The sequence below is a fragment of the Candidatus Acidulodesulfobacterium sp. H_13 genome (assembly GCF_048541835.1).
In the GTDB taxonomy this organism is placed as follows: Bacteria; SZUA-79; SZUA-79; order Acidulodesulfobacterales; family Acidulodesulfobacteraceae; genus QIJE01.
On the sequence record NZ_JBLEOY010000001.1, the window covers coordinates 280,498 to 304,553 of the forward strand.

Consider the following 24,056-nt stretch of genomic DNA (forward strand, 5'->3'; position numbering starts at 1 on the left):
TAGGTATGATTGAAGTTCTAAATAATATAAGGTAGAAATGAAAGCTAATACGAAAATTGTGCCTGCTATATCATCAGCTATGTTTAAATTTGTTCACTATAAAGCTTTAATTTTTTATATCGGTTTGTTTTTAACTTTCACGGGTTTTGCCGTTATTACTAACATTTTCTCCGCAAATGCCGTAACCTTAAAAATAATGGCAGCCGACGCTCTCCCTAAGCCTATTACCGAAATAGGCAATATTTTCAAAAAAGAACACCCCGGCGTTAAAATAGATTATGATTTTTTAGGTGCCGGCGTTCTTAAGGGTGACATAGAAGAGGGAGCACCCTGTGATATTTTTTTATCCGCAAACAAAAAATTCCAAAGGCAGCTCGAGAGAAAGGGATTTTTAAATTCCTACAAAGTTTTTGCATACGATTATTTAGCCGCAGCCACACCCTACAATAATCCTGCCCGCGTTACGAAATCTAATCTGATACAAAAATTAATGGATGCGAATGTTACCCTTGCTACCTCAAGCCCTCACGCCGATCCTGCCGGAGATTACACATGGGCAATGTTTAGAATAATTAATCAAAGGTTTCCGGGTGCTTTCAAAAAAATTACAAACCATACCAATCATTTGATAGATGCCGCTATGATCATGCCTGTTTTAGAAAGCGGAAATGCCGATTTAGGCATACTCTACGAATCTCAACTTTTTGAACTTAAAAGAAGCGGAGCTAAGATTAATATAATACCCATCCCAAAAAAATATAACACCAAAGCAGAATTTACTGCCTCTATTTTAAATCAGTCAAGATATAAAACCCTTGATAAAAATTTTATGCAACTTCTTTTTTCAAAAAAAGGAAAAAAGATATTGAAATACTGGGGATTTTCTCCAGTAAGATAGCCATCATAAAATTAATCGTAATTATTTAAAAACGAAAAATTATACTTTATATTAAATGCTAAAATGATAAAATTAATAAATGCGTTTTAATAAAAATAAGATATTTAACATAATAGTCTATATTATCTCGTTTTTATTTTTTATTGCGCTGATACTGCTCCTTTCAGGAATATTTTTTCAAACATCCCCCGGTCTTTTTATAAAAGAATTAGAAAACGTTAATCTTTGGAATTCTATCTTTTTAAGTTTTAAAATTTCATTTATAGTTATTTTAATAAACTTAATCATAGGTATTCCGATTGCATATATACTGTCGTTTAATAACAGCAAAATATCTTTTATTCTCGATTCTATCTCGAATCTTCCGCTTACTACGTCACCACTCGTGATTGGTTTTGCCGTCTTGATCACTATGGGACCCCTTAACCCTGTAGGAAAGTTGTTCATAGACAACGGAATAAAATTTGTATTTACACCCCAAGGTATTGTTTTGGTGCAATTAATTATATCGTTTCCTTTTTTTGTAAATATAGTTAAAACATCTTTCGATTCTATAAATAGAAACATAATAGACTTGAGCAAAACACTCGGCGCCGATTCGTTTGATATCCTTTCCAAAATTATACTCCCGCTTTCTTATAACGGCATTATGGCAGGACTTGCTATAAGCTGGTCAAGATCTATGGGTGAGTATGCGGCAACACAAATGATATCCGGTGTCATTCCTAATGTAACCGAAACCGCCCCTATAGAGGTTTTCGTTAAGACAAGCTACGGCAACTACCCTGCCGCCATTGCAATTGCCGGTATTTTGATGCTCGTCTCTATGTTTTCTCTCGGGGTTTTTAAGTACTTTAGCTACAAAATGAAACCGAAATGAAACTATTAGAAATTAAAAACATCTATAAAAATTTTTCCAATAAGAAGGTCCTGAATGGTATAAATTTGGACATAGAAAGTGGCGAAATTTCATCCATTTTCGGGTATTCCGGCGAGGGCAAAAGTACGCTTTTAAAAATAATTTGCGGAATTATTAAACAGGATAGCGGGGATATTGTACTTAATGAAAAAAATATTAATAATCTTGAACCGTATGAAAGGTGTACCGCCCTTGTAATGGACGAACCGCTTTTGTTTCCGCATATGAACGTACTGGAAAATATAGCCTTCGGTTCAAAATTAAGAACTAACAAGAAGAGATATACGACAAACAACAAAAAGGCGTTAAAATCGCCGAAAGAAATAATGGGGCTCCTCGGAATAACTGGTCTCGAAAAACGGTATCCGAATGAAATAAGCATGGGGCAATCTCAAAGGGTTTCTTTGGCGAGGGCGTTAATCGTTAACCCGGAAATAATACTTATGGACGAACCGTTTTCAAACCTAGATATCATTTCTAAAACTAAGGTTAGAAAGCTGATTAAAGAAATAAACTGCGAGCTCAAAATTTCCATACTGCTCGTAACGCATGACATAGAAGACGTTATAAATCTATCAAATAAAATGTTTATTTTAAATAAGGGTGAAATTCGAGATTCAGGACGACCAAAGGATGTTTTGAAAAAACCGTCCTCTATAGAAACGGCTTTTCTTATAGGAACGGAGAACATATTCGACGGTATCATATCAGAAATAGACAAAAAAAATAATATAGTCAAAATTAGACTTAAAAATGAAAAACTGGAAGATATTTATATAGAAGCAGATTATTACGGAACGTTCAAGATAAACGAACGAATTGTATTCGCAATAAGACCGGAGGAAGTGATGATACTGAGGGAAGATCGGGGGGCTTCAAGGTCTGTAAGAGAGAACCACTTTACCGGAAAAATTATTTCATCGGTTTTCACGCTACGCATGATGGAAATACTAATTAAATCTGAGAGCGGTTTAGAATTTAAGGCTCTGATACCGTTTCATGCATACGAAGTGATGCATCTTTTCGAAGGAAAAACCATCAACATTTCATTAAAAAAATCTGCTATACATATTATTGAAAAGAAAAAACGGTAAAAATAAAGGAACCTATTTTTTATTAAATTCTTTTCCATTGACCGTGGCGTTCAGACTGCCGTCGCTTAAGACTATTTTTATATTTTCGTTATCTTCGACGTTTAAAACCGAAGAAACGACTTCATTTTTATCGGTAAAAACTATACCGTATCCCCTTCTCAAAACATTATAGGGGCTTAAATAATTCAATGCCTTGCTTTCGGTTTGAAGCCTATTCCTGCAATTCAATATCGTAAATCCCGCCGCATTTTTAAACCTCTCCGATAAACCTGTAACGTAAACTCTGCTTTCATTGAAGACCGTTGAAGGATTCTTCAGCGAAAGCCTTTTATTTAAATGGGAAACATTGACTTTTAACAAATCAATACGCCCGCTCACAACCTTATGTATCCTCTCCGATATATCGTAGACCCGAAGCATTTTATCCTGAATCAATCTTTTTGGAGAAACCCGCTCCCTGTTTTCTATTAAATTAAATAAACTACCCTTTTTAGTAGAAACGATATTAAAAATCCCCTGTTCTATCCTGCCTCTCAATGTTTTTAATTGTTTTATAAGTTCGAATTTTACGGGAACAACCATCTCGGCAGCATTTGAAGGCGTAGAAGCTCGTCTATCTGCGGTAAAATCAGCAATGGTAAAATCGGTTTCATGACCTATCGCACTGATTACGGGAATAGCCGAATTATATATAGCCCTTGCCGTCGTTTCTTCATTGAAAGCCCATAAATCCTCAATGCTTCCCCCACCCCTACCGACTATAATAACATCTATTTTTCTTTGCGTCTTACCATATAGATTCAAAAGCTCAATTGCGGCAACTATTTCGGTAGAGCTGTTCTTGCCCTGAACGCTCGCATTAGCTAATATTATCGATACATTCTCAAATCTCGATTCTATGACCTTGACTATATCATGCAAAACTGCACCATTTTTTGACGTAACTATCCCTATAGTTTCAGGCATAAAAGGAATTTTTCTTTTATGCGAATCATCGAATAATCCCTCTTTCTTAAGCTTGTCTTTTAATCGTTCGAATAATATATAAAGTTCTCCGTATCCGGAAGGTTTTAATTCTGATATTATAAAGCTATATTCCCCCCTAGGTTCGTATAAACCTATTCTTCCATAAGCGGTCACCGATAATCCGTCTTCAATTTCGCATCGTATTTTTCGAATATCGCTTTTAAAAATTATACATTTTAATTTCGCATATTCGTCTTTAAGATCAAAATAATACCCTGAAGAATAATTCGTTTTCAAGCCTGATATCTCACCTTTTACTTTTATGTTATAAAAGCTCCCTTCTATCGTTTCTTTCAAAAGACGAGAGAGTTCCGATACGCTAAAAATCAGATTGTTACTCGTAATATTATTATCCATGCCTTAATATTATCATATTTATATGATACGATAAACTTTTATCGTCACAATTTACTATCTATATCTATCGGTCTTTTATTTTTAATGAAAAAAGCAATAACTGCCCCTGCTATCGTAATATACCCCAAAATCGCAAACAAATCTCCATAAGAGGCAACGGAGGCAAGCATATGTATGATATAATCAAAAAAGCTCAGTGCCGAGTTCGGAAATATCGTTCCCGGTCTAAAGTAGGCCGGTGCCTTATTCACCAAACTACCGTTAATGGACTTCATCATGTTGTGATATGTATAAAAATTGTATTTAATATCTCTCGCATACTGATTTAGGTGATAAATCTGCCTAATAATAAGCTCATTGCCTATAAAAGCTATTCCAAACGAGGCCCCTATTTGAATAGTCACTGGGATTAAACCGGAAACCTCGGGTATCAATTTTTTCTTTACGGAATTTAAAGCGGCGCTCATAACTGGAGCATTCAATAATCCTATACCTACGCCTCTTATTAGCTGGTTTACTATTATATCGTAAGCACTTGTATTTAGGGAGATGTTATCGAACATAAACATAGACGCCGCAACAATCAGTAACCCTACAAACAGTGGATACCTCGGCCCTATTTTATCGGATACCTTACCTGAAAAAGGGGAAACAACCGCCACGGCAACGGCAGTCGGGGCCATTAATATCCCGGCATGCATTGCGTTGTAGTTTAAGACGTTTTCCATAAAAAGAGGCAATAAAAACATTGAGCCAAAAATCCCCACCGCTCTTACCATATTAACCATAATTGATACAACAAAATTATAATTTTTGAATATAGCAAGATTAAGAAGGGGTACGTCAACAAATAATTCGGTAATTATAAAAAAAACAAACGAAAATCCGCTTAAAACTTCGGATTGGATTATAATAGGTGCATCCCACCCAAAAGCCTGTCCTTCATTTAAAGCATATAAAAGCGAACCCATAAATAAAGCCATAAATAAAAAGCCGAGTATATCGAATTTCTTTAAATATTTTTTTACGGGAATGTCGTACGGCAAAATCATGGCCGCCCCTAATATTGAAATGATTCCTATCGGAACGTTTACGTAAAATATCCATCTCCAGTTTGCATAATCTACAAGATAGCCTCCGAGGGTAGGTCCTATAGCCGGAGCCACCATTGCGCCTATCGACCAGATACCCATTGCCTCTCCTCTTTCATTGGGAGGGAAAACCTCCGCAAGTAAAATTAAACCGGTCGGAGTAAGTCCGGCACCTCCAATGGCTTGTAAAATGCGAAACATAATGAGATATGTGTAAGAGGGGGCAAGCCCGCTTAAGGCCGATCCGATGACAAATATAGCGAGAGACACTATAAAGGGATACTTTATCCCATATTTTCTCTTAAAATGAGCCATCGGAAGTATTACTATGGAATAAGCAATGGTGTAAGCAATCATCACCCATTCGACGTCTGTGACGTTAATGCCGAAATGAGACATCATCTTTGGAAGGCCGACCGTAACTATATTTACATCCAATATTGCCATAAATGAAGAAACAACCACAAGGGAAAGAACTATCCATTTGTAATATATATGCGATTTTTCAATCATTTATTTTATTCATTCAAATCAAATCTCTTAAGGAAAACATCCTCTATCTCTTCAGAAATACCTTATTTAAAAATCCCTTAAGGTTATCAACATACGAGTATAGAACCGGAACGACCACCAACGTAAGAAACATTGACGTTAAAAGTCCACCTATAACGTCAATTGCCATAGGTGCCCTAGAAGAAGAACCGACCCCAAAACCGGTAGCTATAGGAAGCATACCGAAAACCATTGCGAGTGTTGTCATTAAAATAGGGCGAAATCTTATGCTGCCGGCTTCAATAATAGAATCATACTTATTTAATCCCTTTTCTCTAGATAATATTATAAAATCAACTAAAAGTATGGCATTTTTCACAACAAGCCCTATCAGTAAAATTATACCTATTAACGCGATTATACTTAAGGATTTGTGCATTAAAAGCAACCCCCCTATCGCCCCTATAAGAGCAAAAGGAACAGAAACCATGATAACTAACGGGTCTATAAAGCTGTCATAGAGGGAAGCAAGGATCATATATACTATAATCAGCGCCAAAAGTAGCGTTGAACCCATAGCATCAAACGATCGATTCAGTTTTGAAGCCATCCCTCCGAACTGATAAGAATATAAAGATTTTTTAGGTATTATGCGGGACGCATACTGCCTTACCTTTGTGATTCCGTAACTTAACGGAACGTGATTAGACATATTGGCATAAATAGTAACGGCATTTTCAAGATCTCTCCTGTTTATGACCTGGGGTCCTATCGTATTTTTAACGGATATTAAATCCGATAGAGAAACAAGCTTGCCCACATTATTGGCGACATAAAGATTTTTTATATCTTTTATATTATTTCTTTCATTCCCAAAAAGCCTTATCTGCTGGTTATATGTGCGTCCTTTGTATATAAAGTTATAATCTTTAAATATATTTATATCACCACCTATGAGGGCATCTATCGTCTCGGCTATGGAAGACACGCTTACGCCGAGACTGCCGGCAAGATTTCTATTTACGTGAATCAAAAGCTCCGGCTGGCGAAATTGCATATTAGACGTCACGTCTACTAATCCGGGCACCTTCCTTAAGTCTTTTATGAGTTTTTTCGAATAGATTATTGTCTTTTTAATGCCTGGACCCATTATAATAACTTGTAGCGGAGAAACATTTGAAGAAGCACCTCCGACAACCGGCATATCCATTACCTGAGTAAAAACACCGGGGGTTGCGGATAAATTTTTTCTCACTATATTCATTACTTGCTGTTGATTGAGATTTCTGGAGTTTTTTAAAGAGACGAAAAATAGCCCTTTATACCTTGAACCGTTAATGCCGGACGCCGTAGCCATAAAAATAGATTTTTCGAACGGGGTTTTCTTTACTATTTTATATAAAACATGCGAATATTTCTTCATGACCTTTACGCTCGTACCTTCGGGAGCCTTAAAATAAATAAGGAAATTACCGGAATTTGACGGAGGCATCATCTCTTTTCCGATATATTTCGTTAAATACAGCGAAAAAGCAAATATAATAATCGCCGATATTATAATCACCGACCTATGATTCAGACTCCAGCCTATCACCTTTTTATAAATATTCGTCGTCTGCTTCATAATATTTTCAAAAAATATGAATAAAAAACCATGCTCCTTTTTATAAACGATAAAGCGTGACGATAGCATCGGCGTAAGGGTAAAAGAAACGAACAATGAAATTAAGACGGCAAAAGCGACGGTTAAACCAAACTCATAAAAAAACCTGCCTATCATACCCGGCATAAATGCAACCGGAACAAAGACCGCTACAATAGAGAAGGTTGTAGCCATCACCGCTATACCGATTTCTTTCATGGATTTGGACGATGCATACATCCTATCTTCTCCGTTTTCGACATGCCTATAGATATTCTCTAAAACGACTATGGCATCGTCTATCAAAAGACCTACCGACAGTGATAGCCCCAGCATGGTCATATTGTTGAGGGAAAAATTCATAAGACGTAAAAAACCAAAAGCGGATATTATTGCGGCGGGTAATGCCGTTGCCGCAATCAAGGTAGTTCTTAAATTTTTTAAGAAGAAAAAAACGACAAATATCGTAAGAATGGTTCCCCATATTATATCGAATTCTACGTCCGATATCGACTTTTTTATAAAGGTTGCACTATTATAGGCGATTTGCGCATTAATTCCGGGAGGTAAAGACGGTCTTATCAAGGTTAAAAGATGTTTCGCTTCGGCGACAACCTTGACGGTATTAGCGTGCGTCTTTATAGTAATTCCAAGTCCGACGGCAGGCTTTCCGTCAAAGGTTGTAATGGACGCTTCTGGGGCTTCCGAATTTACGGCACGCCCTATCTGCGAAAATCTAATAGGTATTCCTTTATAATTACCGATAATCATCCTATCAAACCCTTTTGCCGTATGAAGCCTTCCCTTAAGATAGGTAAAATATGTTTTAGTGTCGGTCTTTAGATTTCCGGTGGGTGCAGAAATGCTTTGAGACTTAATAGCACTAATAACCCGATTAATACTAATGCCGTGGGCCGTCATCTCATTATTGTTTACATAAAAAATCATCCTCCTGCTTCTTATCCCGCCTATGATAATCCGACCGACTCCGGGAAGCCTTTCGAACTTTCTTTCTAGGACCTTTTGCGCATAAAAAGACAAAAATCTTCTAGACCTGTCGCCGGACAAAGCAATCCACATAACGGGAGAAGAGTTAATGTTAAGCTTTTTAATGATCGGCGTATTTATATTTTTAGGTAGCGTATCCAATATTGCGTCAACATCCGCAGTAACGGATTGATAACGATGGGCAATGTTTCTATTTAAATGAAACTCTATAATGACATTGCTCATCCCAACGCTGCTTGAGGACATTATATGTTTTATACCCGAAACCGAATTCACGGCATCCTCTATTTTTTTCGTAACGTCAAGTTCCATTTCTCTCGGACTGGCGCCGGGCATTGTAGTCGTGATAGTTACTATGGGAAACTGAATGCTTGGATAAAGATTTACTGCAAGGGCGAAATAACCGAATATACCGAAAACAACGAAAATACTGACCATCATTACCGCAAAAACAGGCCGTTTAATTGAAATATCTGATATTTTCATTTTACCTGACCCTCTTTGCTATGAAAACGCGTTCATTGCTATGCACTAAGCTTGAACCCTTAACAACTACAGTATCATTTTTGCTTATACCCTTCGTAATCTGCAGGTATCCGTTCTTAGAAATTCCTACGGATATGTTTCTTCGTTTAACGATGCCGTTTTTATATACAAACAAATAGTCCCTCTTTAATGCAATTATGACAGATGATTCCGGCACAAAAAGACCATTTTTCACGAATCCTATCGAAAACCTGACGTTCGCAAAATCCTGCGGTTTTATGAATTCCCTATTATTGCCAAAAATAGCCTTGATTTTTACCGTCCTGGTATCCGGATCTAACGAAGGACTTATGAAATAAATACGCCCTGAAAAAATCTTCCGAGGGTAACCTTTAACGATTGCAAGGCAGGTTTCTCCGTTTTTTATAAACGGCACATAACTCTGCGGAACGTGAAATTCCAGCTCTAACGGCTTCAATGCGACAATACCGTATGATAACGTACCCACGTTAACATAATCCCCAAGATTAATACGTCTTTTATAGACGATGCCGCTAATCGGCGAAACTATTAAGGTATCCTTGTATTTTTTTTTGTCTAATTTTAAAAGCGACAACGATGCATCATAAGAAGATAACGCCTGTTTTAAACTCGAAACCGCACGATCGTAACTAATGTCCGTCAATAACTGTTTTTTAAACAGCATTGTATCCCTTTTCAATATTGATTCTGCAAGGACATAAACGGCTTTTTTCTGCCTAACGGCGGCCTCCTGAGATCTCATTGTAAAGTAGACTTTTTTCCTATCTACTATGGCTAATACCTGCCCCGCCTTTACAGAATCACCGTCTCGGGCAATAACCTTCGTAATCTGCCCGGGCGACCTTGATGATACGTTTGCGACATTATACGGCAAGAAGTACCCCGGTTCCTTTAAGTAAATCTTTACGCTTAAGACCTTAACTTTAGCAATACTTACCGGGGTTACCGCCTTTACCAGAGTATTCTTTTTTCCGCAAGCGGTAAGTGACAGGGCTGAAATCAAAACAAGCACGATAAGAACGGGCAGCAATATTTTTATTTTGTCTATTTTACTTTTCAGGGTATGCATTCTATATCCTCCGAATATTCTTAAGAATTAAGACCCGGTCTATGTATGGGGCATGACTATTCCGTGTATCAGCAGGTCAAATATGTCTTCCGAATCTTTTTTAATCATTTCTTCCGTAAGCTCGTATTTATCGTTAATAAAATTATATATGGCATTTGTTTTAATTAAAGAGACAAGCATATATCCAACCTTCAGGGGATCTAAATCGCTCCTAAACTTACCTGATTGCATTTCAGATTTAATAATTTCGCCTATGAAATTCGTATATCTTCTTCTTCTCAGATTCAAAGACTCCTTAGATTTTTTTTTCAAGAAAACAATATTAACCTCATCTAAGAAGATTGTTTTAAAAAAATATCTATTTTCATAAATATAATTTAAATTCTCGGAGATTAATGTTTTTAATTTTTCTATACCGCCTTTTTCTCCTTCCACTTTACCCTTAATTCTTTCAAACATCCTTTTAAATCCGAAGGATAAAACCTTTTCCATAAGTTCGTTCTTGTCTTTAAAATAAAGATAGACCGTTCCCTTAGCAATACCGGCTTTTTGCGCTACTTTATCCATAGTGAGAGCAGAAAAACCTATTTCCTCAATCAATTTTCTTGACGATGACATAATCAATTCATATTTATCTACATTTTCCATCATATCTTAATTTTATTATAATGACTTTAAAGTCATTATGCAATAAAAAAATATTCTAATCCTAATCCTGACAAAACTGCATTGAAGGTTGTCTCGTTTTTTTTATCAGAAAAGATAATGCCAGGAGCATTAATATTGCATAAATTACGAAAAAAATAAAATGAATTATACCGTTGCTTTGCAAGCCCAATCCATAAATTAATAAATTTGCAAAAATCAAAATCGGAAACAACCACATTAAAATCCAGCCTTCTATAAAGTGAAAGCAATGAGCCTCTTTTCCGTATAGTCCCGCAACACCCGTAAGTACTAATCCGATAGATATGATTAAAACCTCCGGGTTTTTAAGGAATATATCACCGACACCTATAAGAATTCCTAATATTATACATGAAAGAATGAATATTTTTATCTCTCTTTTCCAAACTAAGAGAAATATTCCGGAAGTAAGAGAACCAAGATAAAAGATTAAAATTCCTGCAGAAAAAACCGGTAAATCGTAAAAGAGATAAGAAAAAACAAATAAAACTATACCGACATAGCCTATTGCATAACCTGACCTATATATTATGTCATAAATTTTCGGATAATAAATATCAGTTTTCATATCCTTTACTTTTTTCTTTATAGCAACTTATGGCGTCGCTTACGGGTTAATCGTAATGTGTACGATAAAAAATATATACAATATTATTATCCAATCTTGCCGAGAACAGTAAGATTTCTGCCCTCTTTATTCTCAAATAACCGCCGATAAACTCTTTTTACCGCTGTTTCGTCAACTTCATCTATTTTTTTTAGAACATGAGCCTCAGAAACATATCCGCCTTCATATATTTCATTTATAGCATTGCGATTCATTATATGCCCTGTAGATTCTATACTTAGAAGAAATCCGTCATATATGTGTTTTTTTGCATTCCTAATATCTTCGTCTTTAATATTATTTTCTACTATATCGTCTATTATGCTAAAAATCAGTTTTCTTGAAAGTTCAAATTTATTTGGAGAAACGCCTGCGTATATATATAAATAACCGTCAAATTTATGAAAAACAACATTAGAATAGATGGAGTATGCGAGCCCTTTATTCTCTCTTACTTCTTGAAAAAGTTTGGAACTGACCGAACCGCCTAATATCGTATTTAAAACCTCTAATGTAAAAAAATCTTCATCAGTCCTGCATATGCCATCGAGACCTATAAAAAAATGCGTTTGCTCTAAATCTTTATCATGAAAAAAATTGCCGTATACCTTAGATGCTTCTATCGTTTTTTCTACTGCCTTATCACTTGCATCATGTACCGTTTTACTCATATGCCGATTTATAGAGTCGGCTATTTTATCATGCTCAAGGTTCCCTGCAGCTGAAATCACCATGTTTCGAGGATTATAATGAGTTCGGTAATAGCTTAATATTTTTTCTCTGCTAAAATTTTTTATAGTATCTGCCGTCCCAAGTATCGGATATGCATACGTAGAATTTCCGTAAAAGTCTTTATGAAAAAGTTCCATGGAATAATCGGAAGGGTCATCCTGAACTCCTGATATTTCCTGCAAAATTACGCCTTTTTCTTTTTCTATTTCGCCTGCCGGAAAAACCGAATTGAACATCATGTCTATTAAAAGATCTATGGCACTATCATAGTTTTTATATAAGGCCTTAGTGTAAAGGCAGGTAAGTTCTGTTCCCGTAAAGGCGTTTAATGCGCCGCCCATAAAATCTATTTCTATATTTATATCCCTATATGTTCTATTTTTAGTTCCTTTAAAGAGCAAGTGCTCTATAAAATGAGATATACCGTTAAAACCGGCAGACTCATGAGCGCTGCCGGTTTTAACCCATAATCCTATACTTACGGAATTAAAATGTGATTTTTTTTCGGTTATAAGCGTGATGCCGGACTGTAATATTTCCTTTTTAAAATTTTTCATAAAGTTTCTTTTCTGGAAAGTTTTATTTTACCCGCTTTATCTACGTCTATGACCTTAACTTTTATCTCGTCTCCTTCCTTCAAAACATCGGAAACCTTTTCTACCCTTTTATTATCTATCTGAGAAATATGGACAAGCCCGTCGGTTCCTGGAAATATCTCTACGAATGCCCCGAAATCCATTATCTTTCTAACCTTACCATAATAAATCTTGCCTATTTCTGCCTCCTGGGTTATATCGTTTATCATAGCTACGGCAAGATTTAAAGACTCTCCGTTAGAAGAAGAGACGGTAACCTTTCCCGAGTCCTCGATATCAACTTTTGCTCCGGTTTTTTCTATTATTCCCCTAATGACCTTTCCACCGGAACCGATAACATCCCTTACCTTTTCGGGTTTGACCGATATCGTAATTATTCTCGGGGCATTATTAGCCATTTCTGCTCTTGGTTCGGATATCGACTGAAGCATAATATTAAGTATATGCAAGCGACCTTCCTTTGCCTGAGAAAGAGCATTTCTTAAAGTCTCTCTCGTAACCCCTGAAATTTTAATATCCATCTGTAAGGCCGTTACGCCCTGTGCGGTACCCGCAACCTTAAAATCCATATCTCCAAGATGGTCTTCGTCTCCTAAGATATCGGAAAGAATTGCGATTTTATCTCCCTCTTTTATGAGTCCCATCGCAATTCCGGCAACGGGGGCCTTTATCGGGACACCGGCATCCATTAAAGATAATGTTCCTCCACAAATCGTAGCTTGCGAAGAAGAACCATTAGATTCAAGTATCTCCGAAACCAATCTTATGGTATAAGGAAACTCCTCCGCCGTTGGAATAACATATCTAAGAGCCTTTTCACCGAGCGACCCGTGACCTATTTCTCTCCTGCCGGGAGACCTTAACGGCGCAACTTCGCCTACCGAAAACGGCGGAAAATTATAATGCAGCATAAATCTTTTAGTAGATTCCTTTTCCGGGGCATCTACTATCTGCTCGTCAAATTTGGTGCCGAGGGTAGCGGCAACAAGAGCCTGCGTTTCACCACGTGTAAAAATTGCACTTCCGTGAGCCATGGGCAATTCACCTACCGAACAACTAATAGGCCTTATATCTCTGAGACCCCTTCCGTCAATCCTTGATCCTTCATTGATGATCCTGCTTCTCAATAAATCCTTCTGAAGCGATTCTAATATTTGGTCTATTGATCTATCCTGATCGGGATAAGATTCCTTAAGGAGTTCTATAATTTTAGAGTTCAAATTTGCTATCTTTTCATTCCTTTCCAACTTTGCCGGTATTTGTAAGGCCTCAGACAAATCGTCATAGGCAATCTCCTTAACTTTCTCAGGCAACCCTTTCGGCACTTCAAGCTCTTCTACTACTACTTTGTTAATATTTATTTCGGATAAAATATTATTCTGAAATTCTACTAATTCCTTTATCTTACCGTGACCGAATTCTATTGCCGAAAGAATCTCCTCTTCGTCTAATTCGTTAAAACTGCCTTCTACCATCGTTATGGCATCTTTAGAGCCTGCGACTACGAGGAACATATCACTGCTTTCAATCTCTTTATATGTGGGATTTATGATAAAATCATCGTTTACTCGAGCAATTCTGACCCCGGCAGTAGGACCGTCAAACGGCGCCTCCGAAATCATTAATGAAAACGAAACACCTATCATGGCAGCCATGTCCGGATCGTTTTCGTCATCCATAGAGACGACGGTGGCTATCACTTGAGTATCAAAAAAATAATTATCGGGAAAAAGCGGCCTTATGGGTCTATCTAAAAACCTTGACGTTAAAACCTCTTTTTCCGACGGTCTTGCTTCTCTTTTGAAAAATCCCCCCGGTATCTTTCCCGCTGAATAATATTTTTCTACATAATTTACCGTAAGGGGTAAAAAGTCGATACCTTCTTTTATACGTTTATTTAAACATGCCGTAACAAGAACCTTCGTATCGCCTATAGTGACAAAAGCGCTGCCCGATGCCTGTTTTGCGAGCCTTCCCGTCTCGATAGTTATTTTTTTACCGTTAAGCATTAAAGTATTGCTTATCATTTTATCTCCCGTTAAAATTCTATTAAGATTTGACACTATTATCAAATCTATTAACCTGACAATAAAAGATATGTTTGTTTATAAACATATCTTTTATTGTCGTTTTATTTGCGCAGTTCAAGCGCTTTAATTAAAGATTTATATCTGACTTCGTCTTTACCCTTTAAATAATCCAAGAGATGCCTTCTTTTTGATACCATTTTCAAAAGCCCTCTCCTTGAATGATGGTCCTTAACAAACTTTTTAAAATGTTCAGACAGTAGATTGATACGGTAAGTAGTCAATGCAACCTGCACCTCTACCGAACCGGAATCATTCTCATGCGTTTTAAACTTCTGAATTATTACATCTTTTTCTTCTTTTGAAATGGACATATAAATTAACCCCCTCCTTAAATATAATATTTTGTTTTATTATTTACTCCGCTATATCAATTTTGAGGCTGTTCATCGGAATAATGTTTTTAGTTATAAAGTCGACACCCTTCTCTAAAGATTCTAATGGCAGAGCTTCGGAAATATCGAAACCTCCAGCATTTGTTCTTTTAAGACTGTATAAATGAGCCGGCATATCAAATTTATCCATTATGTCCTGCGCCATCGCCCTCACATACGTCCCCTTAGAGACTGTGCATTTAAAATTTATATACGGATTATCATATGATTTAACTTCAAACTCATATATTTTAACCACCGAAGTCGGGTTATCCGGTATTATGTCTACATGCTTCCTCGCATATTTATACAACGGCACTCCTTTGTACTTCTTTGCACTAAAAGCAGGTATCTTTTGAACAAAATCCCCTTTTAATTTACTTAAGTAATCGACTATATTCTTTAATTCGAAACTCGTAACCTCTTTATTACCGTTAGAAGCACCTAAAATATCTAAGGTATCGGTACTCATACCCAGTTTAAAAGTCCCTTCGTAAGACTTTGGAATATTTATGAGGTTGTCTTGAAGTTTAGTCGCTTTATTTAAAAGAATCGGCAACACTCCCGTTGCGAAGGGATCTAATGTTCCGGCATGTCCCACTTTAGAGCAATTAAGCTCCTTCTTGATCAATGAATCTACCCTGAAAGATGTCATACCTACCGGCTTGTCTACAACAATAATCCCGCTTATGCCGTCATTTTTACGCAACTTCATAGTTTAAATTATATAACCTCGTTGCAATATTTATATACTTCCTTTTTAATGTCGTTCAAATCACCATTTGCCTTGCAGCCTGCAGCAAACTTATGTCCGCCTCCGCCGAATTTTTCGGCGACATAAGCAACATTAGCATAACTTTTGGATCTAAAATTTAACCTATAATGATTAAAGCCCGCCTCTCTAAAAAATATCGCTATTTCAACATCCTGTATTGACCTCGGATAATTTACGAAATTTTCATATAAACCGTTAACCCTATTTCCATCCGACTCTTTCAAGACATCTTCTATCATCTTTTTAGTCCCAACCATTGATGCAACCCTTCCGTTTAAAGCGAACTCTAAGGTATTTAAACTTTTCCCCAACAAAAAATACATCTCAGCCGGTTTTGTTTCAAAAAGCTCGGTAGCAATTTTAGACAAATCCAAATTATACCCGCTTAAAACGGAACAGATATAAAAAGATCTTTTGTTAGCAGAAGAATAATGAAAAGAGCCGGTATCGGTCAAGATAGATGTATATAAGGACAATGCAATATCATCGTTTATAAAGGATAATACGCCCTTTCTTGCCTCCAAATCATGCGGAAGAGGTTCTCTTAAGGCATCGCCTAAAAAATTATCGTATGGAGAAAAATTAATTCCGCACGTACGAGCGCCATATGCCAATAAAAGATAAAAAAGAATCTCTCCAGTTGAACTTGCATCTGGCAATACGAGGTTTAGATGTCCAAAATAAGTATTCGTAAAATGATGATCTATGTTTATTATCCTATTGATACCAAAAAGCTGCTCATAACCTAGGCCTATTCTGGAAAATTCACCGCAATCTACAACTACAAGCAAATCTATAGGTTCTTCCGGAAACTCATTTATAAATTTGTCCGTCTGCGGCAAAAATTTTAAGTTATTCGGAATTTGGTCTTTATCATAGAAATAAACGTCTTTATCTAACGCCTGCAAAAAAAGCCCTACGGCAATTACAGAGCTTATAGCATCGCCCTCCGGATTTTCATGAGTGGCTATAAGAACTTTTTTAGATGTTTCTATGACGCGAAATATATCGTCCGTAAAATTATTTAATGCCTTTAAATCCGAAACGGAATATTCTTTTTTTATAGATATCATAATAACAGCATGCTCTAAATTTATTATTATTGTTATTATTATTCGCTATTTGCCGGAGTTATACTCATTTATAATCATATTTATCTTGTATGCCTCATGTAATCCGCCATAATATTCAAATCTTATATCCGGCACGACTCTTAATAACACTTTAGAGAACACCTCCCTTTTAATAAAATTTTTGGAACTCTCAAAACCGCTCAGCGCCTTTTTTATCTCCTTTTCGGGGCCTATTACGCTAAAAAATATTTTGCAAAACTTTAAGTCTTTAGAAACCTCGGCATTTATAACGGTAACGTTTTTAAGCCTATTGTCGTTCACCTTAAATTCCAGACACAAAGAAACCTCTCTTGCAATAAGATTTGAAACTCTTTTGTTTCGTTTAATCAATTCTTGTATTACCTCCCGAAGCTTCCCGCAAAAACTTACGGCCACTACGATTCAAGGGTTTGTTTTATATATTCTATATCGTAGGCTTCTATTATGTCGCCTACTTTTATATCGTTGAAATTTTCAAGAAGTATTCCACATTCAAAATTTATTTGAACCTCTTTGACGTCTTCTTTGAATCTTTTTAGCGAATCTACGTGTCCGGTATGGATTACGACACTATCCCTTAAGAGTCTGATCTTAGACGATCTTTTAATAAACCCGTCTATCACAAATGACCCCGCAACCGTTCCGGACCTCGGAACTACGAATACGTCTCTGACCTCTGCCTTACCCGTTATTCTCTCTTCCTCTATGGGAGACAATAGTCCTTCCATTGCATCCCTGATGTCCTTAACCGCATCATAAATAATACCATAATATCTTATCTCTATCCCTTCGTTTTCGCTCAAAACCAGAGCTTTCGGTTCCGGGCGAACATTAAAAGCAATAATTATAGAATTAGTAGCTCTTGCAAGCATGACATCGCTTTCCGTAATCGCCGATGCCCCGCTATGTATAATATTGACTTTTACTTTTGCATTGGAAAGTTTCTTAAAGGACTGTATTAGTGCTTCCATAGAGCCGTAAACATCTGCTTTGACTATTAATTTTAGCTCTTTTACATCGCCCGACTTTATCTTTGCGTATAATCCTTCAAGTGTTAGTCTCGCATTGGAAGTCAGCTCCGACTCTCTATGTTTTAGTTGCCTTTCTAAGCTTATCCTTTTTGCATCCCTTTCGTTTTTCAGTACGATAAAATTGTCGCCAGGGGACGAAACTCCCTCTAACCCGAATATCTCTATAGGAGTGGATGGGGCAGCTTCGCTTATTTTATTGCCTCTGTAATCCAGCATGGCTCTAACTTTAACGTAATATAAACCGCATACGGCACTATCATTGACTCTCAATGTTCCGCTCTGTATTAATATCGTAGCCGCAGGACCCCTTCCTCTATCTAGCTTGGCTTCAATAACCGTCCCTCTTGCAGGTTTATCTGGGTTTGCCTTTAATTCTAAAATTTCGGCTTGAAGCATGATCGTATCGAGAAGATCTTTTACTCCGTTACCAAGTTTAGCAGAGACATTTACATACAATGTAGTTCCGCCAGACTCCTCCGGAACGAGATCGTATTCCATAAGACTACTTTTAATTTTATCGGGATTTGCACCGGGCTTATCTATTTTATTTATCGCTACTATTATAGGAACATCGGCTGCTTTGGCATGGTTTATCGCCTCTATAGTTTGAGGCATGACACCGTCGTCAGCTGCAACCACCAGGACCACTATGTCCGTTATGCCAGCACCCCTTGCCCTCATTTGCGTAAATGCTTCATGACCCGGCGTATCCAAAAAAGTAATCATAGAGTCGGCAACCTTGACGCTGTAAGCGCCTATATGTTGCGTTATCCCCCCTGTTTCATTCGACATTACGTTTGTTTTCCTTATAGCATCAAGCAAAGAGGTCTTGCCGTGATCGACATGCCCCATAACCGTAACTACCGGCGCACGAGACACAAGCGTTTCCGGGGCATCTACAGATTCTTCTAAGGCAATAGTTTCGTTAAATCCGACATTATCTACGGTATATCCGTATTCGGAGGAAATAAGCGAGGCGGCATCTATATCTATTACATGATTAATGGTAGCTATGATTCCTACATCCATTAATTTTTTTATAACCTCGGATGCCTTAACACCTATCGTCTGAGATAAATCGTTTACGGTTATGCCGTTGCTTATTTTAATTACTTTTTTCGAAGCTTTTCTTTCCGGTATTATCTGCTTGGTTCGAACAGCTTGTTTAAATGATTTGCCGCTTCCGAATTTTCTTCTATGCTTTCTATAAACAAAAGATTCCCCCTCTCTCGAGGCATCTACAAATTTTTTATGCCCCTTTTTAGCTTCCTCTTTCTTAATAGGTTTTTTATGCAAAGCGGCAACGCGACCTTTCTCCCCACCTGTATTCTTTGCTTTTGGCGGCACTGAAGTCTTTGTTGTGCTTAACGCATCGGTATTTCCGCGAACCGGTTTTTTACTGCCGTTTTTAGATACGGTAATATTTTCTTTTGGCGATGCTTGAGTAACAGGACCGGCTTTTTCGACTTCAGCGATTTTCGATTTAGAGCTATCTTCCTTCGCTAAAACATCGGTAGATTCCAATGGAGACTCTATCTTGCTTTCAGAGACCGTTTCGGTCGAATTTACCTTAGTTTCTTTTACTTCAGTCTTAGTTACCCTTCTCCTTATAACACCTCTAGAGACCCTTCTTTCTTCCATCTTTTCATCTTCCTTTTTAATAAAATCCTGCTTATCCGTCATTTTTTTTCCGATTTTAGTTAATATCGTCGTCTATTTTTTCTTTAAGCAAGGTATCTGCTTTTACTCTATCTAAATATTCGTTTGCAGAGCCAATTATCTTTTCTGCTTTTTTTGCATCCACTGCAATGTCTCCGGCTAATTCGGTCACATCTGCATTTACGATATCGTCAACCTTTGTATAACCGTTTTGATATAAAAGCTTTGCGGTAATGTCTCCGACTCCGGGTATATCCATAAGTTCTTTATATGCAGCCTTATCCTTTGCGGTAATTTTAGATTCACTGACTATATCTATCTTATAACCGACAATTTTTGTAGCGAGTCTTACGTTCTGCCCCTGCTTGCCGATAGCGAGAGCAAGCTGATCATCCGGAACTATAACCGTAATCGACATTGCATCTTCATTGATTATAACACTGGACGCATCTACCGAGCTCAAAGCAGAGACAACAAATTTTGCCTGACTGTCTGAATAAGGTATAATGTCTATCTTTTCCCCTCTAAGTTCATTTGTTATACTCTGAATTCTAATTCCTCTCATCCCCACACATGCCCCGACCGGATCAACGTCCCTGTTTGTCGTAGCGACGGCAACTTTAGACCTAAACCCCGGAACCCTTGCTACCTTTACTATTTTAACCACTCCGTCATAAATTTCCGGAACCTCCGCTTCGAAAAGTTTAGTCAAAAATTCATCGGAAGCACGGGAAAGAATAAGCTTTGGCCCCCATTTTTCCATTTTAATATTTGATAATACCGATCTTATTCTATCATGGGGTTTGTATATTTCACTGTAAATCTGCTCCTGCTTAGGTAAAATTGCCTCTGTTTTTCCCAAATCTACGATTATCACCGACCTTTCCACCTTTCTGACGAGTCCGCTAACTATATCGCCTTTTCGTTCGTTAAACTCGTTAAAAATATTTTTATACTCTATTTCCTTTATTTTTTGAAATATAACCTGTTTGGCTACCTGAGCTTCTATCCTGCCATATATATTTTTTTCAACCTTAAGCCCAAGACTGTCTCCTAAAATTGCATCAGGATCGTTTTCAAGCGCTTCTTCAAAAGATATTTCCGTTTTGGGATTTTTAATATCATCCGCTTCTACTACCTGTTTAAACATAAATACCTCTATCTCTCCACTCTCTTCGATAAAATGCGCTTCTAAATCATAACTGATGCCTAGATTCTTTCTGGCAATGGCAAGTATTGCCTGTTCCAGCGCTTCTACGACTAAATGCCTTTCTATGTTTTTATCCTTAGATACCTGATCTATCACCGGATTAAGGTCGTTTATGACGATTTGAGACACTTTATGACTCTCCTTAATGTTATAAAATTATATTATACGACTAACAGATTTCCTTTTACAATTTTAAAAAACGAAATGATTCTGTCTTTGTTTTCTACTTCATCTAAAATTTTTATTTTAGCGCCGCCGGAATCTATATCTATGTCTTCGGTGTCCATTATTCTTCCGACTAAATCTAATCTGCCGTCTATTTTATTTTTCAACAATATTTTGACTCTTTCCCCTTTGTATTTTTCATAATCTTTAAATTTCAAAAGAACCCTATTTATACCGGGAGATGAAACCTCAAGGATATATTTAAATTTTATCATATCCTCAATATCCAAAATCATACTTAATTTCTTCGATACGTCAGATAGCTGGGATACCTTAATTCCGCCGTCTGAATCGATATACACTCTCAAGATGACGCCGCTATCCTCTATTGCAGGAAGAAACACGGCTCCTACAAGATAACACCCGTAATAAAGCAGTATCTCCTCAATAATATTCTCTACGTCTTTTATTAAATTTTCATGCATAAAACAAAAAAAGCGGGCGTAACCCACTTTTTATAAAAAACCCCCGGTTCTTGAAATATTCTCTTATATACTTAACTATGAAATTATATATAAAATTTAATAAAATATCAACAATAAATTTTATGTCCATATCTGACCGAATGCAAAAATAGCCCACAAGGAGGTGCGCACGGAACATTATACGGCAAATTCTTTCCCTCCAACATGTCTACTAAGTGTGCCGATTCCGTTTTACCGGTTCCGCATGAAACGATAGCTCCGATTATCCTTCTAACCATATGCCTCAGAAATCCTTCTCCATTCACTAAAATGTCGAACCCGTAATTTTTACGAAAAATTTTTATCTCAAAAATGACTCTGCAATAACTTGTGATACGCCTTTTTTTTTCTCTTTTTGCAAAGTTAAAAAAATTATTCCTACCCGTAAAAACCCTTGCAGATTCACTCATAAGGCCAAAGTTCAATTCTTCTTTGACAAACCATGAATGACCGGATAACAGTGGGCTTCTTGATACTGAATTTATTTTATAAAGATAAGTTTTATCAACGGTATCGTGAGTAGCGTGGAACGAATCGTGAACTATCTCCATGTTTTTTACAGATATTTCTGAAGGAAGAATGCCATTTAACGAAATCTTAAACTTATTCACATCATAATAAAACGGAAGTTTAAAATTGGCAACTTGGTTCATCGCGTGAACGCCGGCGTCGGTTCTTCCGGAAACAAATAATTTTGTATTAAATTTCGTAACGATGCCTATTGCTTTTAAAATCTCGTTTTCTATCGTTTTATTTTCATATGTTTTTTTAATAACATTTTGAATCTGCCAGCCGTTATAATTTGTGCCATCATACTCAAGAACTATCAAATAATTCATTTTGAACTATATTTTAAAATTATTATCTCTTCTTAGACAATATGTACCTTAATGACCTTAAGGATAAACCTAAACTTTTTGCCGCTTCATATTTAGAATTCTTCTTTGCGGTTCTGTCTGTCGTTATGTCTTTCTCTATATCTTTTATAAAATCGTTAAGCGATAAGCCTTCTTCTTCATTAACGCGATCGAATATCTCGACTATTTTAGACATATTATACACATAATCGCCTCTTTTAGCCACTTCTCCGCTTACTTCGTTCGATGTATCACTTTGAACCCTTTCTTGATGCCGATATTTTTCCGTTTTTTTGCGGTCGAAAATATAATCCGGAAAACACTCGGCATCAATTTCTTTAGGCTCATTTGTTATGCTCTCCCCGCCACAATAGATACATGCCCTTTCGATAATATTTTCAAGTTCTCTCGTATTTCCGGGATAATCATACTCCATAAGAGCCGACAAGGCCTTAGGTGAGATAGAATTTACATGCTTAGAGAACCTTTTCAAAAAATAGGATATCAGTATCGGAATATCTTCCTTATGCTCCCTCAGCGGCGGCATTTTAATGTTTATCGTATTTAACCTGTAATATAAATCATCCCTAAATTTTCCGGCCGCTATCAATTCGTTTAGATCCTTATTGGTAGCTGCAATGAACTTTACTTTCATAGGCTCTTCTACATTAGAACCTAATTTTCTATATACCTTTTCCTGCAAAATCCTCAAAAGTTTTACCTGAACTTGTAAGGACAAATCACCTATTTCATCTAAGAAAAGGACTCCGCCGTCGGCATATTTTATTAAGCCCATCTTTCCGGTTTCGGCACCGGTAAATGCACCCTTTACATAACCGAATAACTCACTTTCTACTAGGTTTTCCGGAATTGCGGCCAAATTAACGGGAACAAACGGAACGTTTTTAACACTGCCTAAATTTTTGGAATAAATCTCATAAATCAATCTTGCCGCCAATTCCTTTCCCGTTCCGGATTCCCCTGTAATAATAATATTGCTAAAATTGGAGGAAACACAAGATATGTCTTTTAAAACATTTTTTATCGCTATGGATTTACCCTTTATCGTACCTAAAGCAAGTTGAACCGTTTTGATACTATTTAATTCTTCATAAACAGAGAAATAGTCTATCGCCCTCCTTACTATTATCTTAAACTCCTCGTTGTCGAACGGTTTAGCTATATAATCGTAGGCGCCTAATTTTATGGCCTCTACGCCGGTTTTTACATCGGAATATGCCGTCATAAAAATAACCGGAAGTTTATTATTGTATTTTACGCTTAGATCTATTCTTTCACTCTTAAAGTATTTTATGAAATCTATACCTGAAACTTCAGGCATTTTAACATCAGAAATGATGAGGCTAAAATCAGTCGCATCAAGGAGTTTTTTCGCAACATTCACACTTTCGGCGGTAAAAATATCGTACCCCTCGAATCCAAGAAGTATCTTAACGGATTCAAGAATAGATTTTTCGTCGTCTATTATTAATATTTTTCTTTTATCGTTCATTTC

20 protein-coding genes are annotated in these 24,056 nt (G+C 36.8%); 3 read left to right on the plus strand and 17 right to left on the minus strand.

The window, feature by feature from the left end; all coding sequences use genetic code 11:
- Window positions 1-37 precede the first annotated feature (37 nt).
- The 3 genes from modA (at window position 38) to ACMCNP_RS01455 (ending at window position 2,911) form a co-directional block, all read left to right on the plus strand.
- Window positions 38-898 carry a molybdate ABC transporter substrate-binding protein gene (gene modA / locus ACMCNP_RS01445; protein ID WP_419312822.1) on the plus strand — a complete coding sequence of 287 codons (861 nt, stop codon included), beginning with the start codon at window positions 38-40 and terminating at the stop codon, window positions 896-898.
- A gap of 79 nt (window positions 899-977) precedes the next feature.
- Window positions 978-1,778: a molybdate ABC transporter permease subunit gene (locus ACMCNP_RS01450; protein ID WP_419312825.1), complete on the plus strand. Its 801-nt coding sequence runs from the start codon at window positions 978-980 to the stop codon at window positions 1,776-1,778.
- On the plus strand, window positions 1,775-2,911 hold the full coding sequence (locus ACMCNP_RS01455; protein WP_419312828.1) for an ABC transporter ATP-binding protein: 1,137 nt from the start codon (window positions 1,775-1,777) through the stop codon (window positions 2,909-2,911). The genes ACMCNP_RS01450 and ACMCNP_RS01455 overlap by 4 nt, the downstream gene beginning before the upstream one ends.
- Window positions 2,912-2,923: 12 nt before the next feature.
- On the opposite strand, the gene xseA is transcribed toward ACMCNP_RS01455, so the two are convergent.
- The 17 genes from xseA to ACMCNP_RS01540 form a co-directional block, all read right to left on the minus strand.
- Entirely contained in the window at window positions 2,924-4,294 is a 1,371-nt protein-coding gene (gene xseA / locus ACMCNP_RS01460) for an exodeoxyribonuclease VII large subunit (protein ID WP_419312831.1), read from the minus strand.
- 44 nt (window positions 4,295-4,338) lie between these two features.
- Window positions 4,339-5,898: a DHA2 family efflux MFS transporter permease subunit gene (locus tag ACMCNP_RS01465; protein WP_419312834.1), complete on the minus strand. Its 1,560-nt coding sequence runs from the start codon at window positions 5,896-5,898 to the stop codon at window positions 4,339-4,341.
- 43 nt (window positions 5,899-5,941) lie between these two features.
- Window positions 5,942-9,013, minus strand: coding sequence for an efflux RND transporter permease subunit (locus ACMCNP_RS01470; RefSeq protein WP_419312837.1), 3,072 nt, complete (start codon window positions 9,011-9,013; stop codon window positions 5,942-5,944).
- 1 nt (window position 9,014) lies between these two features.
- The gene (locus ACMCNP_RS01475; protein ID WP_419312840.1) at window positions 9,015-10,124 is read right to left on the minus strand and encodes an efflux RND transporter periplasmic adaptor subunit; all 1,110 of its coding nucleotides are present in this window, start codon (window positions 10,122-10,124) and stop codon (window positions 9,015-9,017) included.
- Between the two features lie 39 nt (window positions 10,125-10,163).
- Window positions 10,164-10,775 carry a TetR/AcrR family transcriptional regulator gene (locus ACMCNP_RS01480; protein ID WP_419312843.1) on the minus strand — a complete coding sequence of 204 codons (612 nt, stop codon included), beginning with the start codon at window positions 10,773-10,775 and terminating at the stop codon, window positions 10,164-10,166.
- Between the two features lie 58 nt (window positions 10,776-10,833).
- Window positions 10,834-11,379 carry a hypothetical protein gene (locus ACMCNP_RS01485; protein WP_419312846.1) on the minus strand — a complete coding sequence of 182 codons (546 nt, stop codon included), beginning with the start codon at window positions 11,377-11,379 and terminating at the stop codon, window positions 10,834-10,836.
- A gap of 86 nt (window positions 11,380-11,465) precedes the next feature.
- Entirely contained in the window at window positions 11,466-12,707 is a 1,242-nt protein-coding gene (locus tag ACMCNP_RS01490) for a M16 family metallopeptidase (protein WP_419312849.1), read from the minus strand.
- On the minus strand, window positions 12,704-14,773 hold the full coding sequence (gene pnp / locus ACMCNP_RS01495) for a polyribonucleotide nucleotidyltransferase (RefSeq protein WP_419312852.1): 2,070 nt from the start codon (window positions 14,771-14,773) through the stop codon (window positions 12,704-12,706). Before pnp ends, ACMCNP_RS01490 begins: the two co-directional genes overlap by 4 nt.
- A 104-nt stretch (window positions 14,774-14,877) precedes the next feature.
- The gene (gene rpsO, locus ACMCNP_RS01500; RefSeq protein ID WP_419312855.1) at window positions 14,878-15,147 is read right to left on the minus strand and encodes a 30S ribosomal protein S15; all 270 of its coding nucleotides are present in this window, start codon (window positions 15,145-15,147) and stop codon (window positions 14,878-14,880) included.
- Window positions 15,148-15,190: 43 nt separating this feature from the next.
- Window positions 15,191-15,922, minus strand: a complete 732-nt coding sequence (gene truB, locus ACMCNP_RS01505; protein ID WP_419312858.1) for a tRNA pseudouridine(55) synthase TruB — start codon at window positions 15,920-15,922, stop codon at window positions 15,191-15,193.
- Between the two features lie 8 nt (window positions 15,923-15,930).
- Window positions 15,931-17,055, minus strand: a complete 1,125-nt coding sequence (locus ACMCNP_RS01510) for a DHH family phosphoesterase (RefSeq protein ID WP_419312861.1) — start codon at window positions 17,053-17,055, stop codon at window positions 15,931-15,933.
- 45 nt (window positions 17,056-17,100) lie between these two features.
- Window positions 17,101-17,445: a 30S ribosome-binding factor RbfA gene (gene rbfA, locus ACMCNP_RS01515; protein ID WP_419312864.1), complete on the minus strand. Its 345-nt coding sequence runs from the start codon at window positions 17,443-17,445 to the stop codon at window positions 17,101-17,103.
- Between the two features lie 44 nt (window positions 17,446-17,489).
- Window positions 17,490-19,808 carry a translation initiation factor IF-2 gene (gene infB, locus ACMCNP_RS01520; protein ID WP_419312867.1) on the minus strand — a complete coding sequence of 773 codons (2,319 nt, stop codon included), beginning with the start codon at window positions 19,806-19,808 and terminating at the stop codon, window positions 17,490-17,492.
- A 13-nt stretch (window positions 19,809-19,821) separates the two neighbouring features.
- Window positions 19,822-21,123, minus strand: coding sequence for a transcription termination factor NusA (gene nusA, locus ACMCNP_RS01525; RefSeq protein ID WP_419312870.1), 1,302 nt, complete (start codon window positions 21,121-21,123; stop codon window positions 19,822-19,824).
- A 32-nt stretch (window positions 21,124-21,155) separates the two neighbouring features.
- Window positions 21,156-21,644 carry a ribosome maturation factor RimP gene (locus ACMCNP_RS01530; protein WP_419312873.1) on the minus strand — a complete coding sequence of 163 codons (489 nt, stop codon included), beginning with the start codon at window positions 21,642-21,644 and terminating at the stop codon, window positions 21,156-21,158.
- A 107-nt stretch (window positions 21,645-21,751) separates the two neighbouring features.
- On the minus strand, window positions 21,752-22,522 hold the full coding sequence (gene truA, locus ACMCNP_RS01535; RefSeq protein ID WP_419312875.1) for a tRNA pseudouridine(38-40) synthase TruA: 771 nt from the start codon (window positions 22,520-22,522) through the stop codon (window positions 21,752-21,754).
- Between the two features lie 22 nt (window positions 22,523-22,544).
- The gene (locus ACMCNP_RS01540; RefSeq protein WP_419312878.1) at window positions 22,545-24,053 is read right to left on the minus strand and encodes a sigma-54-dependent transcriptional regulator; all 1,509 of its coding nucleotides are present in this window, start codon (window positions 24,051-24,053) and stop codon (window positions 22,545-22,547) included.
- Window positions 24,054-24,056: the final 3 nt, after the last annotated feature.

Excerpts from the sequence above, each read along its gene's own strand:
- rpsO (WP_419312855.1), bottom strand. The coding sequence starts at position 15,147 with ATGTCCATTTCAAAAGAAGAAAAAGATGTAATAATTCAGAAGTTTAAA.
- ACMCNP_RS01465 (WP_419312834.1), bottom strand. The coding sequence starts at position 5,898 with ATGATTGAAAAATCGCATATATATTACAAATGGATAGTTCTTTCCCTT.
- pnp (WP_419312852.1), bottom strand. The coding sequence starts at position 14,773 with ATGATAAGCAATACTTTAATGCTTAACGGTAAAAAAATAACTATCGAG.
- ACMCNP_RS01510 (WP_419312861.1), bottom strand. The coding sequence starts at position 17,055 with ATGATATCTATAAAAAAAGAATATTCCGTTTCGGATTTAAAGGCATTA.
- ACMCNP_RS01470 (WP_419312837.1), bottom strand. The coding sequence starts at position 9,013 with ATGAAAATATCAGATATTTCAATTAAACGGCCTGTTTTTGCGGTAATG.
- ACMCNP_RS01485 (WP_419312846.1), bottom strand. The coding sequence starts at position 11,379 with ATGAAAACTGATATTTATTATCCGAAAATTTATGACATAATATATAGG.
- infB (WP_419312867.1), bottom strand. The coding sequence starts at position 19,808 with ATGACGGATAAGCAGGATTTTATTAAAAAGGAAGATGAAAAGATGGAA.
- truB (WP_419312858.1), bottom strand. The coding sequence starts at position 15,922 with ATGAAGTTGCGTAAAAATGACGGCATAAGCGGGATTATTGTTGTAGAC.
- ACMCNP_RS01530 (WP_419312873.1), bottom strand. The coding sequence starts at position 21,644 with ATGCATGAAAATTTAATAAAAGACGTAGAGAATATTATTGAGGAGATA.
- xseA (WP_419312831.1), bottom strand. The coding sequence starts at position 4,294 with ATGGATAATAATATTACGAGTAACAATCTGATTTTTAGCGTATCGGAA.
- ACMCNP_RS01480 (WP_419312843.1), bottom strand. The coding sequence starts at position 10,775 with ATGATGGAAAATGTAGATAAATATGAATTGATTATGTCATCGTCAAGA.
- ACMCNP_RS01540 (WP_419312878.1), bottom strand. The coding sequence starts at position 24,053 with ATGAACGATAAAAGAAAAATATTAATAATAGACGACGAAAAATCTATT.
- truA (WP_419312875.1), bottom strand. The coding sequence starts at position 22,522 with ATGAATTATTTGATAGTTCTTGAGTATGATGGCACAAATTATAACGGC.
- ACMCNP_RS01475 (WP_419312840.1), bottom strand. The coding sequence starts at position 10,124 with ATGCATACCCTGAAAAGTAAAATAGACAAAATAAAAATATTGCTGCCC.
- ACMCNP_RS01450 (WP_419312825.1), top strand. The coding sequence starts at position 978 with ATGCGTTTTAATAAAAATAAGATATTTAACATAATAGTCTATATTATC.
- modA (WP_419312822.1), top strand. The coding sequence starts at position 38 with ATGAAAGCTAATACGAAAATTGTGCCTGCTATATCATCAGCTATGTTT.
- ACMCNP_RS01455 (WP_419312828.1), top strand. The coding sequence starts at position 1,775 with ATGAAACTATTAGAAATTAAAAACATCTATAAAAATTTTTCCAATAAG.
- ACMCNP_RS01490 (WP_419312849.1), bottom strand. The coding sequence starts at position 12,707 with ATGAAAAATTTTAAAAAGGAAATATTACAGTCCGGCATCACGCTTATA.